This is a genomic window from Paucihalobacter ruber (genome assembly GCF_006494535.1).
GTDB classification, from domain to species: domain Bacteria; phylum Bacteroidota; class Bacteroidia; order Flavobacteriales; family Flavobacteriaceae; genus Paucihalobacter; species Paucihalobacter ruber.
This window is the reverse complement of the sequence record NZ_VHIQ01000005.1, coordinates 72,946-91,131: the sequence shown is the minus strand read 5'-3', so window position 1 is coordinate 91,131 and position 18,186 is coordinate 72,946. Positions and strand designations below refer to the sequence as shown.

Below are 18,186 nucleotides of genomic sequence, written 5' to 3'. Positions count from 1 at the left end.
TATTTAGTGAATCTTAATAGTTAAGGAAACCAACACTACACAAACTAAAACATGAACTATCAAACTATAAAAAACATGAAAAAAACCATCATCCTTCTCCTTTTAATCCAGTTGTCTGGTATTGTTAACGGACAAGAAAACAAAGAGGTCTCTCTTACTTTTAATCACATAGCATTGTCAGTCAAAGACGTCAATATTTCAGCTAAATTTTATACAGACGTTTTGAATTTGAAAATAATTCCACTGCCACCCGAAGCTAAAGACGTCAAATGGATGTCTTTGGGCGATGGTAAGGAATTACACCTATTATCTGTTTTAAAAGAGGATGTTAAAACCAATAAAGCCATTCACCTGGCCTTATCAACTGCCGATTTTGATGAATTCGTTCAGAAACTAAGGGAAATGAACATTGAATACTCCGATTTCCCCGGAAACCTCAATAAAATTAACGTGAGGCCTGATGGAATTAGACAAGTATTCTTTCAAGACCCGGATGGTTATTGGATCGAGGTGAATAGCATTAATGAATAAAATAAAGCCGCTTTACATCGGCACTAAAAAACAGAATATGAAATCGAGCCTGCCTGAGGCAGACAGGCATGACCCAAAGTGACACAAAGAGGAATTATTATGATTCATGCGAGATTCCATATAACAGTTAAAAAATAATAATAAACATATGAAACGAAGAACCTTTATCAAAAACTCTTCCCTGACCGCTCTCGGTCTCTCTACCTTTGGTACAGTCAATTCAATGAGTGAAGGGTTCACTTTGAAACAAGAACTTAGGGTAAACGAAAAGCGTATTGAAAATCGCATCTTTGAACTCGCCAAATATGGAAGGGACGAAAAAGGCCGTGGTTACCGTGTTGCATACAGTAAAGGTGACATCGAAGGAAGAGCCTGGTTTATGCAACTAATGGAAAAAGCAGGTCTTAATCCTTTCATTGACAGTGGTGGCAATATCATTGGTAGAAGAAATGGAAAAAACCCTGCGCTAAAACCTATCGCCTTTGGTTCTCATCTTGACATGGTGCCAGATGGAGGAGACTACGATGGTACCTTGGGCTGTATCAGTGCCCTAGAGGTCATTGAAGTACTTAATGAAAATAGATTCTCAACAGAACATCCTCTGGAAGTCATTGTCTTCGCCAATGAAGAGGGCGGACTAATCGGTAGCAAGGCAATGGCAGGCAATTTGACTGCTGAAGGACTGAAACAGGTTAGCCAAAGTGGTATGATGATGTCCGAGGGGATAAGAGCAATTGGTGGTAATCCAGACGACATTCAAAGTTCGATACGGAAAAAAGGAGATTTCCATGCATTTCTTGAATTGCATATTGAACAAGGTGGTACGCTCGAAAATGAAAACCTACATATCGGTGTAGTTGAGGGTATTGTAGGTATTTTAGATTGTGAGGTTACAATTGAAGGTTTTGCAAACCATGCAGGTACCACTCCTATGAATCTGAGAAAAGATGCTTTATTGGCCGCATCTAAATTAGTAATTGCGGCGAACGAAGTGATTAACAGTATGCCTGGTAACCAAGTAGGTACTGTAGGGAAAATTGCGGTACAGCCAGGGGCATATAATGTCGTTCCGGGTAAAGTTACCTTAGGTCTCGAGATACGTGATTTATCCTGGGATAAAATTGAAATGTTGTTGAGTAAAATTGAAGAGCGAGCGGCAAGTATTGCCACCGATACAGAAACAAAAATTTCTTTTACACGTGAGGCAAATTTTGTAAAACCTGCACTAACAGATAGCTCATTGCAGCAAAAGATTATTCAATCTGCAAATTATTTGGGATTAAAAACGAAAGTTATGCCAAGCGGTGCAGGCCATGACACCCAACAGATAGCGAGTATTGCCCCAGTGGCTATGATTTTCGTTCCAAGCGTAGGCGGTATAAGTCATTCACCTAAAGAGTTTACCAAAACAGCAGATATGGCCAATGGAGCAAATGTTCTTTTGCAAACCATTATGGCTCTTGAAAGGGTATGAGGGTCAATGAACGACTCTATTTTCACTTTTAAAATTAAACTTAAAAATGACTTTCTATGAATAACTTAAAATTATTACTCTTTTTTCTGACAGCACTATGTTTATTAGGTGCATTAGCAGGTTGTAGTGAAAACAGCAAAATTCCCCCAAAGGAAGATTTACCTGAGCAGACTATAACCAAATCTGATTTGGAAAATGAAGCCTGGCAAATGGAGGAACTATATTGGAAATATGTTCAAAACATCGACACAGTCGCTTATAAAACCCTGTGGCATGACGATTTTATAGGCTATCCGAGTTTTGGAAATGGCGTTTCCAACAAAACTAAGATTGCCAGTTGGATTCCTGATTTACAAAAAGATCCGGATCTGAAATTCAGCTATATCCTACATAAAAAGGCTATAAATGCCATTGCCGATGTGGTTATTGTGTTTTATGATGCCGATGAAATCTGGACCGATAAGGAGGAAGAAATTGCAAAAAAGGAAACATTTAAATTTACGCATACTTGGAAAAAAATTGATGGACAATGGGTTATTCTTGGAGGGATGGCCGCCAGCAAGAATCAGGATGTATTAGAGGATTAAAACATTTAAAACGAGCAATTTTCAATTATGAAGAAGTATTTATTAAGCATATTACTAAGCTATTTGATCGGCATGGTTTGGGCTGAAAACCAACCAAAGTGGCTCAGATACCCGGCTATTTCGCCTGATGGAGAAAAGATAGCTTTTACCTATAAAGGAGACCTGTACACTGTTGCAACTTCAGGAGGAAAAGCAACGCAATTGACTTTTCATGAGGCCCATGATTACATGCCTGTTTGGAGCAAGGATGGAAGCAAGATTGCTTTTGCGTCTGACCGCTATGGCAATTTTGATGTTTTCATTATGGCTGCTGAAGGAGGGCCTGCCTCCCGGCTAACTTATCATTCCAATGATGAAACGCCGTATTCTTTTTCGGCAGACGATCAGACGGTAATTTTTGGTGGAGTTCGTCTCGATTTAGCCGAACACAGGCAATATCCAACCAGATATTTGACGGAATTGTACCATGTCCCTGCGAAAGGAGGAAGGGTGGATCAAATTTGGACCATTCCTGCCGAGTACGTACAGGTGAGCAAGGATGGTAAAAAAATGATTTACCATGATAGAAAAGGTGGGGAGGATGAATGGAGAAAAAAGCATCAATCTGCAGTTACCAGGGATATATGGCTGTATGACAAAGAAAATAATTCGCATCAAATAATTACCGAATTTGGTGGTGAGGATAGAAATCCTGTTTTCGCTCCGGGAGAAAATGACATTTATTACCTCAGTGAGGAAAAAGGAAGTTTCAATGTATTCAAAACCAACCTAAGTAAACCTGCTCAAACTACCCCTTTGACCCATTTTAAGGACTTTCCGGTTCGTTTTTTAACAATTGCCAACAATGGTTTGATGAGCTTTTCCTATGATGGCGAACTTTACACGCTCAAAGAAGGGGAGCAACCGCAAAAAGTGACAGTCAGCATCACTACGCAAGCGGTCGGCAATATCGATAGTTACATCACAATAAATGGCGGGATAAGTGAAATGTCGGTGTCCCCTAATGGGAAAGAAATTGCCTTCATTGCAAGGGGAGAGGTATTTGTTACTGCAGTAGATGGTTCTATTACCAAAAGGATTACCACCACGCCGCAGCAAGAACGTTTTGTCCAATTTGCTCCTGATGGTAAATCCATTGTCTATGCCAGTGAACGTGATGGGAAGTGGCAGATTTTCCAATCCAAAAAGATCAGGGAAAATGAAGAACCTTTCTTTTACGCCAGCACCTTATTAAAGGAAGAGGCACTAATTAATTTGGCAGCAGAAGCATACCAACCACAGCTTTCTCCGGATGGAAAAAAGCTAGCTTATGTTGAGGGAAGAAAATCACTGAAGGTGTTGGATTTGGCGAGTACATCCACTGTGACTTTGATGACCTCTGCAGAAGTCATCCATATGAGAGATGGTGATCAGTATATTGAATGGAGCCCTGATAGCAAGTGGCTTTTGGCGCAATTCAGACCAACCCTTTCCAATAATGAGGTGGTGTTACTGGACGCAGCAGGAAAGTTACCCATGACAAATCTGACCCAAAGCGGCTACAATGATAGCCGCCCCAAATGGGTAAATGGCGGTAGTCAAATGCTGTGGTTTAGTAACCGGGATGGATTGAGAAGTTTCGCCACAGGGGGCTCTACCAGCTCTTCCCAAAATGATGTATATACCTTGTTTTTTACCAAAGAAAGTTACGATAGGTACAGGTTAAGCAAGGAAGATTTTAACCTGTTGAAAGAGATTGAAAAAGCAGCAGATAAAACAGCAGGCATAAAGCCGACTGATCTAAAAATTGATAGGGAAGATTTGACAGAAAGAAAAGCCAAACTGACCATTCACTCCTCTTTTTTAGGAGATGCCGTGTTTGACAAAGATGGCGAAAAGCTCTTCTACCTGTCTCGATTTGAAAAAGGAATGAATCTTTGGAGTACAGACCTCCGCACCAGGGAGACCAAAATGGAGCTTAAATTAGACGCTGGTTCAGGAAGTTTGGCATGGGACAAGGAAATGAAAAATCTGTTTTTGTTGGCCGATGGTAATATTTCCAAAATCACGGACAAAGGGAGTAAGCGCGAGGCTATCAAAATTTCCGGCGACATGAAATTTGATTCAGAAGCCGAAAGGTTGGCGATGTTTGAACATATTAAAATCAGGACAAAAGGCACGTTTTATACACCTGATTTTCATGGCGTAGATTGGGACGCTTTGACTGCACACTATCAAAAATATGTATCGTCCATTGGCAATAGCTATGAACTTGCCGAGATGGCTTCCGAATTACTTGGTGAACTGAATGTATCGCATACTTGGGCTAGATATACCAGAAATATGCCTCAAGCTGATGCCACTGCTTCTTTAGGGATTTTCATCGATTATGCGCATAAAACCAATGGCATCAAAATAGCTGAAGTCATCAAAGGAGGGCCTTTGGACAAGGCAGAACTGATGATACGTAGTGGCACGATCATAGAAAAAATTGATGGTGAAATGATAACTGCGGATAAGGATGTAGCGCAATACCTGAATAGAAAAGCAGACAAATTCACCTTGCTGGAGCTGCTTGATCCTAAAACAAACACAAGGCAGCAGGTAACTGTAAAGCCAATTACCTTGGAACACGAAAGCCAATTATTGTACAAAAGATGGGTGAAAAAGAATCAGGATGAAGTGGACAGGTTAAGCAAGGGGACATTGGGATACATCCATATTCCCAACATGAGAGACGATCCATACCGCAGCACTTACGAGGAGATGATGGGAAAATACCATGATCGAAAAGGTGTGATAGTGGATACCCGTTTCAATTCAGGTGGAAACCTTGTCGCTGATTTAACCATGTTTTTTACCGGAGAGAAGTTTATCACATTCGCCACGGAAGAAAGGGTTGTCGGTTACGAGCCTACCTTCAGGTGGACCAAACCCACTTTGGCAATGTTCAATGAAGCGAATTATTCTGATGGACACTGCTTTGCTTGTGGCTATACAGAGCTCAAAATAGGAAAAACGGTTGGAATGCCTACACCGGGTACTTGTTCATTTGCCGGATGGGAGAATTTACCCAATGGCATCAGGTGGGGAATGGTACCGGTCTCTGCTAAGAACATGGCAGGGGAATGGATGGAAAACAATGAAACCAAGCCCCAATTTCAAGTGAGGAATATGCCGGGAAAGATTGATAAAGGGATCGATGAGCAGTTAGAGAAAGCAGTAGCAGAATTATTAAAGGATGTAGAATGAGGGTACTTCTAAGAACTTTATGCTAAAATGAAGAAAATACAAAAATTTAGGAACCGGAAAGAATAATGATAACCAACCTCTTCCGCAAAATGCGCCTCAAGGAAAATAAGGCAGCAAACTACCTTAAGTACGCCATCGGCGAAATTGCATTGGTAATGATTGGGATTTTAATTGCCGAAAACCTTGCCCCGACCCTAAAGGGTGGGTTTTCTATATTCGAACTATGAAAAAAGATTTGTTAAAAATATCAGGAATGCATGATGGCGCAACACCAAAAGTGTTCAGGAATGCTGCAAAGCTTCGCGAAAATATGACCGAAGCTGAAATAAGATTATGGGAGTATTTAAAAACAAAACCACAAGGCTTCAAATTTAGAAGACAACATCCCATAGCAGGTTATGTTTTGGATTTTTATTGTCATAAGCTAAAATTGTCAATTGAAGTGGATGGAGGTTATCACCTTAATAAAGAACAAAAGGAAAAGGACATTGAACGAACTGAGTATCTGAATAGTGTTGGAATTATTGAATCTAGATTTACTAACGAACAAATCCTAAATCAATATGAAACTGTAATCAATAAAATTAATTCCTGTTTGCGCGCTGGCATCCGCCAAGGGCGGACTGGGCGAGCGTGGGCATAAAAACTGTAAATATGATTAAACTCTTTCGCAACATCCGTCAAAACTTACTCATGGAAAACAAGACATCTAAGTATTTTAAATACGCAATCGGTGAAATTGCATTGGTAATGATTGGAATTCTTTTAGCATTACAGGTAAATAATTGGAACGAATCAAGAAAAATAAAAGCCTTTGAAAAAGAGATTTTAACCCTTATTGACCAAAACTTGGAACGGGATTACGCTTTACTATCTATAGAACGTTTTAAGACTGAAGAAGCCATCACGTACACCGAGAAATTATTGGAGCAGGTAGCCTTAAAAAACTACAACGATAGTTTAAACATTTGGATGGGAAAAATTATTTGTTTTGAGCGTTTTAAGTCGCAATCAAGTGCTTTTGAAGTATTAAAATCAAAAGGCCTAGATGTTGTATCAGACAATGAACTCCAGTTGGCATTGATTTCGTATTACGACGAGAGCCTTTTTAAACTTTACGAAAGCTTAAACGATGTTTTAAGCTCGTTCAACAATGACTGGATTCCTGTGGTTAAAACAGAATTTTCAGATTTTAAATGGTCAGAATATTGTGAGCCTATAGATTCCAAAACATTCTTTGAAAAACCAGCATCAATCGTAATGTTTAAATTGTTTAAAGACAATAGAAGTGGCCAACTCAGAAAAATGGATAGCTCACTTGGTGAAATTCAAAATATAAGGCGTTTAATTAAAAGCCATCTACAATGATTAAATTCTTCCGAAATATCCGTAAAAAACTGCTTATGGAAAATAATACAAGTAAGTATTTCAAATACGCCGTTGGCGAAATTATGCTCGTAGTTATTGGCATTTTGATTGCCCTACAGATCAATAATTGGAATGAACATACAAAATCAGTAAAAATTGAGAAAACCTATTATTGCAAAATTGCTGAAGATTTACAGGTAGATATTATGAATATAGATAGCTCAATGGTCTCTCTAGATAGGCGTTTAGAAAGCACCGAAAGATTGTTGAAAAACCTTTTAAAAATCCAAAACGACAAGGAGATCATTTTAAAAGATTTTATATCAACGTTCAGGTATTATAAATTTATTCCTACCAAAGCAGCAATAGTAGATATTACTTCTTCGGGAAAACTAGACAAACTAAGGAATCAAATGTTGAAAAATAGAATTTTAGGTCATTATACAGAACAAGACAACGCCCTAAATATCATTGATGTTAATTACAATGCACTAATCGCAAAACTTTTTAGCATAGAAAAGTTGGCCGACTTTGGGTTTCAAGAAGTACCTCAGTATCGAAAGATATTTGACACAGAATTGCAAGGACTACTTTCTAGTGAGCAATGGCAACTACATCCAAATAATGAGATATTCATACGTACTAAAGACTTAATGATTTTAAATATGATAGAACTGCAACGCGAAAAACAGCTTCTTACTGAAATAAAAGATGATGCTAAAGAACTAAATAGTCTGTTAGTTTCAAACTGTAACTGATATGATAAAATTCCTTCGCCAAATACGTCAAAACCTTATTAAGGAGAGCCAGAAAGGTAAAACCATTATATGTAACGTTAGGCCTGCCTGCCGGCAGGCAGGGACGAAACATGGGTAGAAATAAATAAAGATGAATTTAAACCTCGTGCCTTTAGGTACGAAATATATAATGTACCTAAAGGCACATTAAACCAACAAAATAAACATTTGCTACCAAGATAAAGTCCCTAACGGGACAAAATAAATTGAATAAATGATAAAATTCTTTAGAAAAATACGATACAACCTCATGGTACATAATAAATCTAGTAAATACCTCAAATACGCCATCGGCGAAATCATTCTTGTGGTCATTGGGATTTTGATTGCTCTTCAAATTAACAATTGGAATGAAGAAAAAAAGAACTCGGCTTCTGAACGTCAATATTACTGTAGAATTTTAGAAGATTTTGAACTCGAAAAACAATTAATAGCAGAATTAAATGAGAAGTCAAATTATAGAATCAATACAAGTAAAGAGATTTTATTGGATTTAGATGCAGGTACTAAAGATAAGCATTATCTTATAAATCAGTTTCTATTGGCCAACAGGAGTGAAGTTTATGAACCGCGCAATGTAACCTTTAAAGATTTAATTTCTTCCGGAAACTTAAAATTAATCAACGATATTAACCTGAAAAATTCCCTCATTCAATATTATAGTGAATTGGAAAATAAACAGTTTCAATTGAAACAAAATAGAGATGAAATAACCAAAACAGTTTTTGAATTAGTTAAAACTAACATTGACATTGGTGCTATTCAAGAATTTGAATATGTGCATCGACTACTCGGCCCGGAAATTCTTCAAATTTTACCTCAAAACGATTGGACAAAAGATAAAAACAGCGACTATTATAAAAAATTTCAATTGGCACTTTTGTTCAATATCGCTATGGCAGATAGAGAAAAACAGCATTTAACCGCAATTACCAATTTAATGGAACACCCATACAAGCTCTTGGCAATTAAGTGTAGCAACAAAAATTAAAGATAACCTATGCTAAAATTCTTTAGAAAAATACGATACAACCTCCTGGTACAAAATAAACCTAGTAAACCTGCCTCGGCGTCCAGCCTGTCCGGCAGGCAGGCAGGCAGGTACCTTAAATACGCTGTTGGTGAAATATTACTGGTGGTGGTTGGGATTTTAATTGCCCTAAGTATCAATAACTGGAATGAAACCAGAAAGGACAGAAAAAAAGAAGTTGTTTTTTTGGCACAAATTCACGCCGAATTTAAAGAAAACATAGCACAATTTGAGCGAATAAAAGATTTTCATGAAAAATCGCTCAAGAGTTGTAATTGGATGATTACCCATCAACCATTTAAAACTGTTCAACTAGACTCTCTTCGGTATCATTCACTTTGGTCTAGGGTTTCGTACACTTTTGATCCTTCTGAAAGCAGCGTAAAATCATTAATAAACACAGGAGCGATCGATCTTATACAAGATTTAGAACTTAGAGAAGCACTCATTGGTTGGCAAGATTTGATTGATGATTACCTTGAAGAGGAAAAAGAAATGCGGGAATTTACTGTAAATCATGTTATTCCTTTCAGTTTAGATCATTTTACATTGTATAATGAAGAAGAGCAATTTGTCAAGGTACTAAATTTTAACCAAGAGCAATTAAACAAATATCTCAATCTTATTGCCAGAAAAAAGAGAATACTAGGAGAAATTCTTTTCGGTTTTTCAGATAAAGAAAATGATGAATCCGCCAGTGAAATTGAGAAAGTAATAATGGCAATGGATTTAATTATTGAACGCACTAAACAAACTTCTTCAATATAACCCAAGGAGCCTATCCATATAACTTAAAATATTTTATGATAAAATTCTTTCGCCAACTACGTCAAAAACTGCTCATGGAAAATAATAATAGCAGGTATTTTAAATACGCCATTGGCGAAATTCTGCTCGTGGTCATTGGCATATTGATTGCCCTCAGTATCAACAACTGGAATGATGCCCGTAAGCAAAAAATAGTTGATCAAAAATATTTTCAAAACCTAAAAAATAATTTAATTGGAGATACGGAGCGACTAAACCTTATGATAACTTATAGTGAGGAAAAAGTAAAGGCGGCGAAAAGGATGATGTCTAAAATAAAGCATGACTCTATCGGTTCACTCTATGAATTTTCAGACGACATGAGAACCTTACTTTTTGTGGATGAGTTTAGGCCGGACCAATCTACTTACAACGAAATGAAAAGTTCAGGCAATTTCAGTAAATTACAGAATGATTCACTCAAGCTCAAAATGTTGAAACTACAAAAAACCTATATCGATGTTGCGTCTTTGCAAGAGCATATGAGATATGACTTCAATATATTCATCGAGAATTTTGAGAAATTTGTAGACTGGAGCAAGTATTTTGATCTTAATCGATCCAATCCGACCCAATTGATATTTATACATGATTCGACCTACATCGAAAGGCATGCTGATATTTTGCGTGGGGAAATTACCAATCTTTTCCAAAATAAAGTGTTTGCCAATAATATTTTTCTGTCAGAAATCAACCATGCTTACGGTATGGACGTTTTGAAAAAAAACCAAGTCCAAATCAACGATATTATTAATGTTTTAGAAATTGAAATTACAAATTAAAATGCTGTCATATCTCCGAAAAATCCGCAAAAAACTTCTCCAACAAAACCGGGTCACCCAATATCTAACCTATGCCATTGGCGAAATCATTCTTGTGGTTATAGGGATTTTGATTGCTTTATCAATTAATAACTGGAATGAAGCTAGGAAACACAAAATTACAGAACTGGGTTTTGTCAAAAGTCTGGTAAAAGATTTAAATGAAGATTTGATAGCTTTAGAAAGCACCATTGAATATAACGATATAAAGGTCTCTAGATTAGATAGTTTGCTGAAATATGCCGGCACTGACATTAATGCCATGAAAAATCAAAACCAGCTTTACAGTCTTTTAAGAAGGAGCCTTTTTAATAGAAGGTCTTTTCAAAACCAAAATAGGACACTTTTAAAGCTTTCTGCTTTAGATACTGAAGTGATAAGGACCCATGTTGCAGACAGCCTTGCCATATTTCAGCAAGCCCTAATTAGGTTGGAAGAACAGGAAACAAGTTATGTGCAAATATTAAGAGAAACTTATATATTTTCAAATAAATTGTTTAAAAACTATCATTTTTCAAATGAAGACTATGTCGTGAATGTAAAATTTACGGGCAAGCTTTTCCCACCAATCCATACTGATGTAAATCTTCAAGATGAATTTTTTAATCTTGCTGGAATGGCCCGTGGCGTCTCAAACAACTATGTTTCAAATTTTCTTAGGGGTCATCTTCAAACTACGAAGAACTTAAAAAACTTTTTAGAAAAAGAATATAAGCTATGATAAAAATCTTCCGAAACATCCGCCAGAACCTTCTTAATGAAGGCAAAACCACAAAGTACTTCAAATACGCCATTGGTGAGATCATTCTAGTAGTCATAGGGATTTTGATTGCCCTGAGTATTAATAACTGGAATGAAGCCAATAAAAATGCAAAACGCGAACATGCCTTTCTTATCAACCTTCAAGAGGATTTAAGATCAGACTCACTTCGGTTGAGCGAAATAAAAGAAAAATTAAAGATAGCCGTGAGCTATAAAAAAGTATTTGAGCGCGAGATGAAAGGAACTGTAACAGACCCGGATTCGCTGACTGCACATTTTATGAAGCAATATAACATATTAATCGATTTTGTGCCCAACTCCACAACGGTAGACGAACTCTCAAACAATGGGCTCAACTTAATTTCAAACCCTTCGCTTCGAAGACAAATCGTCGCGATTTACAATACCTACGACGAGCTAATTCTAAAACTCAAAATTGGATGGGAGAAAGGTCAATTGGTTGTTAACTATGTCAGTCACAATTTTGAAAACATTAATATCCCAACTGAGGCAGAAATTCGAAACTTACTAAAAGATAAATTTTATGTCAATCAAACCCATATGAACTTTCTAGGTACCCAATTAACTGCTGTGGATCAAGCCTTGCAACAGTGCGAAGAAACCCTTTTAATGATTCAAAACAATTTATGATTAGTTTATTCAGAAAAATCCGCCAAAACCTCCTCTATGAAAATAAGAGAAGCAGGTACCTTAAGTACGCCATTGGTGAAATCTTTTTGGTAGTTATTGGTATATTGATTGCCTTGCAGATCAATAATTGGAATCAAAATAGACTTCTAAAAAATGATGAGGTTCTTTTAGTAAAGCAACTATTACAAGATACTAAAGCCGACGCGCTATTTTTTGAAGAGAGACTCTATAAACTAAAAACACAAGCATATTTCTACAATAACCTTTTAAATCTTTGCAAAGGATTAGCAATTGAAAAAGACACAATCATCCTTTCAGACTTTAAAAATCAACCATTTACTAAACTAGCCAATCAGTCTAATGTTTTAAAAAACAATCCTAATGCCTATGAACAATTGTTAAGTGCCACACTTAAAATTGAGTTGCAAAAATATGCTTCAAAATATGAATTTGTTTATAGGTCTATCGAGTATTATAATAGTCAAATAGAGGAGTATTATGTACCCTTAAGAATAACCTACTACAAAGAAATGCCAAATATAGGCGAGGTTAAGAATTATGAAGATTTAAGATTTTTATGTGATAATGACACAAACTTAGGTGTTATTCAACTGCTAAAATCCACTGCTACAACCGCCAGCAGCCAAACTGAAGACTTTATAAATATAAACGCACAATTCACTAAAAAATTAATACACTTTTTAGAAAATAGTCATGATTAAAATCTTTAGAAAAATACGTCAAAAACTTATCGAGCAATCCAAAGTTCGCAGTCCTGCCTCACCGGCAGGCAGGTATTTTCTATACGCCATTGGCGAAATCCTATTGGTCGTAATCGGAATTCTGATTGCCTTGCAGGTAAACAACTGGAACGAAAACAGAAAAAATCAAATAGAGGGGATAGCTATGCTTAAAAATTTAAAATCCGAATTAACAGAAGATTTTTCAATGATGGCCTACAACCTAGAAAGATTGGAAAGAAGAAAAGCAGCTGCTGATTATCTCTACCAACTTATAACCAATGACGCTGAAAGGGTTGAGAAAGACAGCACTGCCATTGTTGCGGCATTAATGCGCTGTAGTTATATCCATAAGTTTGTCCCTTCATTTGCGGTATATAACGAAATTCAAAATTCAGGTAAACTCAATTTAATCAGGTCAGATAGTATCAAAAAACACTTGGCCAACTATAAATCAAGAGTTGAAGAAAGCCTTAGGGTTGAAAGTCCCTATGAAATAACCATAAAGGACTTTGAAAAGAAGGCTATAAATTTTCTTTTAGAAATTCCATTTTCGGAGAATAAAATATTAACAGAAAGGTACAGTCTCATCAATTTTAACTTATTTGAAATCCAAAAAGATAAAGCCTTTCTATCCTTACTAAAGCACATCAGCTATATTACTACAATTGAACTTAACGTAAAAAAGGACTTACTTATTCCCCGATTAGAAGACTTAGAAGATTCAATTGATAAAGAACTCCTATTATGATAAAATTCTTCCGAAACATCCGCCAGAACCTTCTCAACAAAGGAAAAACATCAAAATACTTCAAATATGCCATTGGAGAGATTGTGCTTGTCGTTATTGGGATTTTGATTGCGTTGCAGATCAATACTTGGAATGAAGACCGGCTAATGAAACTTCAAATAAAAACTAATCTTATAAATCTTTCCAAAGCCATTCAACAAGATTATGACCTTTTGAAAGAAATAGAAGAAATTAATGACTTCAGGTATAATTCAATAAATCAAGTACTAAGATGGGCCGAAATTCCTTTACAAGAAATAGATACCATCCCAATAAAACTAATGAGTACATCAATATGGGAAGGAGCTGTTCCTGAAACATTTGACGCTGAATTTTATAAAAAATCATTCCGTTATGTACAAAAACCTCGCATGATGATTGTACAAACCTATGCCATGGAAGAATTAAAAAATTCAGGATTGTATTCTAAATTAGATAATCAAAAGTTAAAAAACGCATTAAATAAATACTACAGCGATTTGAAATGGTTTTTTGGACGAGATGAATTGAATAAAAATGATTTCGTTGATGAATATGAAAACTACATTAACAATAAGTATAGTTTAACCGTGCTTGATGTGCCCTTTATTACTAATCCTTTAGAGTCTATAAAAAAAGATGCAGGACTTGTTGTGAGGTTAAGAAACTTGAAAGATAATGCTGGTTGGAGAATATATGGTGCAAAAACAAGCAAAAATAGAGCGGAGCTGTTGCTGAAGGAAATACAAAATGAAATTGATAAGATTTAAAGTCTAGTTTATAATTGTTGCAAACCACAAAACAAAAAGATTCCAGCTTTCAAGAGAATTAATAACTAACCGTTTAAACGGAAAATAAATATGATAAAATTATTTAGAAACATTCGAAGAAAACTGCTTGAACAAGGCAAAACCGCAAACTATCTTAAATACGCCATTGGTGAAATACTTCTTGTGGTCCTTGGCATCCTAATAGCCCTTCAAATCAACAATGCAAATGAGGCCCGAAAGGCAAAGCAATCTGAACAGGTAGTTTTAAAAAATATAGTTCAGGATTTAAAAGCAGATTCGCTGGCCTTCAATGATAATCTTTATCTTTTAAGTAAAATTAATAACCTACATCAAACGCTTTATGAAATCGGTGTTAAAGGCATGGACTCCGATATAGAAAACCCCAACTTGATCAGGTTAATGATTTATCATAGTCCTGTAGCAATAAAAAACGATCCCAATATCGCCGGCAAAATATCCAACGAAGATATCAGGAAAGAGATTAACACTTATTCCAGGTATTTAATAGATCTTGATGCCACCTCTTTACAATTTGAAGAGTTGATAGAAAACAGAATGCGGGTCTTTTTGGCCGATAAAAAAGTCCACCGTTTATCCAATTGGTTTGAAAGCAAAGCCATTGCTAAAGAAGTATTACCCTTTGAATTTGTTGATAAAACAGATTTAATTCTTCTCGCCAAAACACCAGAATTCCAACAATTGCTTTTGGAAGCATCCATAAAATCCAAAAGTACAGGAGCTAATTACGAAACAGTCCTCGCCCAAAATCAGAAACTAAAAGAATTGATCCAAAAAGAACTCAAATGATGAAACGAATCCTCACCACCCTTAAAGAAAAATGGCCGGAATACTTCCTGGAAATCCTCGTACTTATTATCGGGATCCTGTTGGCACTTCAGGTGAATAATTGGAATGAAGAGCGGATTCTGGCAAATACACAAACCAAACAGCTTAGGATTATCAGACAGGAAATGTCCAATAACTTGTTTTTATTGGAAAAGGAGTGGGAGAAACTTAGCGTTCAAATAGAAAAGCAATTAAAGTTTATCGACCTGATAAATTCCCCCTCTGCTATGGATTCTATCTCAGAGGAAGCATTCAGCATTCTGCTTCTTCAGGCTTTCAATGAAAGGGTAGAGACCCCAATAGAAAATTCGGCATTGAACGAACTGATATCATCCGGAGGATTAAAGGACATCAAAAATGACAGCATCAAAACCTATCTTGCCTCTTGGCATACCAGATTAAATAATCTAAAAAAGCAGGAAGACATAATAAAGGAAACTAACAAAGGATTCAACCAATTTGAAAGGCAATCACCTGATTTTAGTTTTAGGGTTTATCTGAATACTGTTTATCCGGACCGGGGAATATCCCTTCCATCTTCTCCAAAGTCGAACAAAAAGATCGTTAACAATCAGGAGTTTGAGAATATAATCATCACTTTATGGGGTCAACAGAGAAGAGTGGAAACTGTATTTTATCCTCAATACAAGAAAGACCTGATTGCCATCATTGAAGCGCTGGACAAAGAACTCAAAAACCCATGATCTTATTTTTTAGAAAAATCCGCCAAAAGCTCCTCTCTCAAAATCGGTTTACAAGATATCTCGCTTATGCATTAGGCGAAGTTCTACTGGTCGTGATTGGGATATTAATCGCTCTGCAGATCAACAATTGGAATACAGCCAAAACTATCAGAGCTACAGAGATCGAAATGCTTGACGACTTAAAAAGAGCCTTGGAGACTGATTTAAAAAATGTGATAAACAACAATATCCGGGATTGTAATATTCGCCTAGCGGTCACCAAATTAATAGTGGACTGGTCCATCCTAGCAACTCCATCTCCTGATTCTATTGCTAAATACCATATCTACATGGGCTTATTCCGAACTTTTACGCCAGTCACTAGTCCATACAAAATATTGGAGACCAAAGGACTTGATATCATCAGGAACAAGACACTCAAGTATAAAATCATCAATCTTTATACTTTGGAGTACGCTAACCTGAACACCCTATTTGAAAATGAAGCATACAACACAAGAGACGTATATCGACCTGAAATCAGAAAGCATTTCAAAATAAACCCGCCAGAAATGGAAGTTCGATATCAGCCCCTTGGATTAGAAAATTCAATCAAAGACCGGGATTTCATGAATATGGTCACGATTATGTATTCAAACAACATCGACTTGCTCAAATTTTTCATGACCATCCAAGTTGCCATTCAGGATGTGATTCGGGAGATTGATCAAGAAATAAAAACCAATTAAAATTATAAATATGTTCAAGTTTTTCCGCAATATCCGTAAGCAACTTCTCTCCCACCTGCCTACCGGCAAGGTCACAAGCTACCTTGCTTATGCGGTCGGAGAAATCTTCCTTGTGGTCATCGGAATTTTAATCGCTTTGCAAATCAATAACTGGAATGAGGAGAGAAAACAGAATCATTCGATTCGTTTGACTATCCAATCTTTAATTGAGGATTTCAAACAGGATACAATTCAATTAAAGTTGGATATTAAAACAATTGAAGAAGATCTTGAAAGGCTTGGGGGATTTAAGGATAGACTATCCCAACCGACTAGTACAATAGACACCTTGAGGCATATTGCCCGCTATGAATATATCCCATTCTTTGATCCAAGCAATGAAATGAACAGGAATACGATAGTTTCAATATTGAACACAGGAATTATCGAGTACTTTGATCACGGACTTAAGGCAAAAATCCTTAAGTTTAATTCTGACCAACTTAAATCAATAAAAATTATGGATGAAAACGTTTCTATCTATTTGAATACGCAATATTCATTTGGTCTTGGAATAGCATCACAAAGCGGGAATCCCAATTCCATGCTGACCTCAGTTACAATAGATGGTCCCCTATCTGAGCAATACTGGTCAACTATTGACGATAAGCAACTTCTCCAATCCATGCTCAACACCATATCAGGGAAAATGGCCATGAACAAAATCCTTTTGTTAACCAAAAAAAATCTTTTTGACAATACAACGGAAATCCTTAGTTACCTCCAAAAAATAAACCTTTGATCATGCTAAAATTCTTCCGAAAAATCCGCCATAAACTCCTCGCCGACCTGCCTGCCAGTAAGGGAGGAAATCGGGTGACCCGCTACTTAGTCTACGCTTTAGGTGAAATCCTACTTGTGGTTATTGGGATTCTCATCGCCCTGCAAATCAATACCTGGAATGAAGAACGGAAAATATCCAAAGAACGGAATCAATTTATGCAGTCTATCAAAGAAGATTTAATAGCAGATACATTAAGTTTGCAAGAGACATTAGGTAAATGGAATATTCAACTTGCTGATTTGAATGCTTTTAAACAACAAGTAAATACCACTAAAAACATCGATTCATTGATTTTTTTGGTCAGATACGAATTTTCGCCTTATTTCTCATCTTTTTCAGGTTTCAATGACAATACATATAGGTCTATGCTCAATACCGGTAAACTTAGCATTTTACATCCTGAATTGAGAAAGGTTTTACAGGCACATTATAATCAGCAGTTGGATACGAAAGAGTGGCATGTTAACCAAATAGAACTTTATCAGACCGTAGTTAGAACCTATACGGATCAATTCCCCATGAATATCGATGCAAAATTTATCAGTAATCAGGCATTGGAAGATATAGTTTGGAAAGATATCAATCCTAAACAATTAATCTTAGTTTTAAATAGTTGGGGGACCAGAAAGTCATTTTATTATCAATCGCATATTCCACGCTTTGAAGCCAGATTAGAGGAAACAGTTTTTATATTAGAGACACATTTTAATAAATAGTATTATACAG

General features: G+C 36.4%; 20 protein-coding genes. All 20 read left to right on the top strand.

The annotated features are described in order from the left end of the window. Positions 1-75: 75 nt before the first annotated feature. The 20 genes from FJ651_RS10905 (at position 76) to FJ651_RS10810 (ending at position 18,176) form a co-directional block, all read left to right on the top strand. Positions 76-531: a VOC family protein gene (locus tag FJ651_RS10905; protein ID WP_216746134.1), complete on the top strand. Its 456-nt coding sequence runs from the start codon at positions 76-78 to the stop codon at positions 529-531. A gap of 148 nt (positions 532-679) precedes the next feature. After that, a complete protein-coding gene (locus FJ651_RS10900) occupies positions 680-2,005 on the top strand; it encodes a Zn-dependent hydrolase (protein ID WP_246085355.1) in 1,326 nt (441 codons plus the stop codon). Positions 2,006-2,061: 56 nt separating this feature from the next. Next, entirely contained in the window at positions 2,062-2,592 is a 531-nt protein-coding gene (locus tag FJ651_RS10895) for a nuclear transport factor 2 family protein (RefSeq protein ID WP_140990560.1), read from the top strand. Between the two features lie 27 nt (positions 2,593-2,619). Further along, complete coding sequence (locus FJ651_RS10890) at positions 2,620-5,823, top strand: S41 family peptidase (RefSeq protein ID WP_140990559.1); 3,204 nt, start codon at positions 2,620-2,622, stop codon at positions 5,821-5,823. Positions 5,824-6,046: 223 nt separating this feature from the next. Further along, positions 6,047-6,466 carry an endonuclease domain-containing protein gene (locus tag FJ651_RS10885; protein ID WP_246085354.1) on the top strand — a complete coding sequence of 140 codons (420 nt, stop codon included), beginning with the start codon at positions 6,047-6,049 and terminating at the stop codon, positions 6,464-6,466. Positions 6,467-6,477: 11 nt separating this feature from the next. After that, positions 6,478-7,191 (top strand): hypothetical protein, encoded by a 714-nt coding sequence (locus tag FJ651_RS10880; RefSeq protein ID WP_140990558.1) that lies wholly within the window; start codon positions 6,478-6,480, stop codon positions 7,189-7,191. Between the two features lie 35 nt (positions 7,192-7,226). Next, on the top strand, positions 7,227-7,949 hold the full coding sequence (locus FJ651_RS10875; RefSeq protein WP_140990557.1) for a DUF6090 family protein: 723 nt from the start codon (positions 7,227-7,229) through the stop codon (positions 7,947-7,949). 253 nt (positions 7,950-8,202) lie between these two features. Next, entirely contained in the window at positions 8,203-8,979 is a 777-nt protein-coding gene (locus tag FJ651_RS10870) for a DUF6090 family protein (RefSeq protein ID WP_140990556.1), read from the top strand. A gap of 9 nt (positions 8,980-8,988) precedes the next feature. Further along, on the top strand, positions 8,989-9,786 hold the full coding sequence (locus FJ651_RS15750) for a DUF6090 family protein (RefSeq protein WP_216746133.1): 798 nt from the start codon (positions 8,989-8,991) through the stop codon (positions 9,784-9,786). A gap of 74 nt (positions 9,787-9,860) precedes the next feature. Further along, complete coding sequence (locus FJ651_RS10860; protein ID WP_140990555.1) at positions 9,861-10,607, top strand: DUF6090 family protein; 747 nt, start codon at positions 9,861-9,863, stop codon at positions 10,605-10,607. A 1-nt stretch (position 10,608) separates the two neighbouring features. Next, positions 10,609-11,367 (top strand): DUF6090 family protein, encoded by a 759-nt coding sequence (locus tag FJ651_RS10855; RefSeq protein ID WP_140990554.1) that lies wholly within the window; start codon positions 10,609-10,611, stop codon positions 11,365-11,367. Next, a complete protein-coding gene (locus FJ651_RS10850) occupies positions 11,364-12,059 on the top strand; it encodes a DUF6090 family protein (protein ID WP_140990553.1) in 696 nt (231 codons plus the stop codon). Before FJ651_RS10855 ends, FJ651_RS10850 begins: the two co-directional genes overlap by 4 nt. Beyond that, positions 12,056-12,781 (top strand): hypothetical protein, encoded by a 726-nt coding sequence (locus FJ651_RS10845; protein ID WP_140990552.1) that lies wholly within the window; start codon positions 12,056-12,058, stop codon positions 12,779-12,781. Before FJ651_RS10850 ends, FJ651_RS10845 begins: the two co-directional genes overlap by 4 nt. Continuing rightward, positions 12,774-13,550, top strand: coding sequence for a DUF6090 family protein (locus FJ651_RS10840; RefSeq protein ID WP_140990551.1), 777 nt, complete (start codon positions 12,774-12,776; stop codon positions 13,548-13,550). The genes FJ651_RS10845 and FJ651_RS10840 overlap by 8 nt, the downstream gene beginning before the upstream one ends. Then, positions 13,547-14,338 (top strand): hypothetical protein, encoded by a 792-nt coding sequence (locus tag FJ651_RS10835; protein ID WP_140990550.1) that lies wholly within the window; start codon positions 13,547-13,549, stop codon positions 14,336-14,338. Before FJ651_RS10840 ends, FJ651_RS10835 begins: the two co-directional genes overlap by 4 nt. Before the next feature lie 90 nt (positions 14,339-14,428). Next, positions 14,429-15,166 (top strand): DUF6090 family protein, encoded by a 738-nt coding sequence (locus FJ651_RS10830; RefSeq protein WP_140990549.1) that lies wholly within the window; start codon positions 14,429-14,431, stop codon positions 15,164-15,166. Beyond that, on the top strand, positions 15,163-15,909 hold the full coding sequence (locus FJ651_RS10825; protein WP_140990548.1) for a hypothetical protein: 747 nt from the start codon (positions 15,163-15,165) through the stop codon (positions 15,907-15,909). The genes FJ651_RS10830 and FJ651_RS10825 overlap by 4 nt, the downstream gene beginning before the upstream one ends. Beyond that, positions 15,906-16,637: a DUF6090 family protein gene (locus FJ651_RS10820; RefSeq protein WP_140990547.1), complete on the top strand. Its 732-nt coding sequence runs from the start codon at positions 15,906-15,908 to the stop codon at positions 16,635-16,637. The genes FJ651_RS10825 and FJ651_RS10820 overlap by 4 nt, the downstream gene beginning before the upstream one ends. A gap of 10 nt (positions 16,638-16,647) precedes the next feature. Then, positions 16,648-17,418: a DUF6090 family protein gene (locus tag FJ651_RS10815; RefSeq protein WP_140990546.1), complete on the top strand. Its 771-nt coding sequence runs from the start codon at positions 16,648-16,650 to the stop codon at positions 17,416-17,418. Between the two features lie 2 nt (positions 17,419-17,420). Continuing rightward, entirely contained in the window at positions 17,421-18,176 is a 756-nt protein-coding gene (locus FJ651_RS10810) for a DUF6090 family protein (protein ID WP_140990545.1), read from the top strand. Positions 18,177-18,186: the final 10 nt, after the last annotated feature.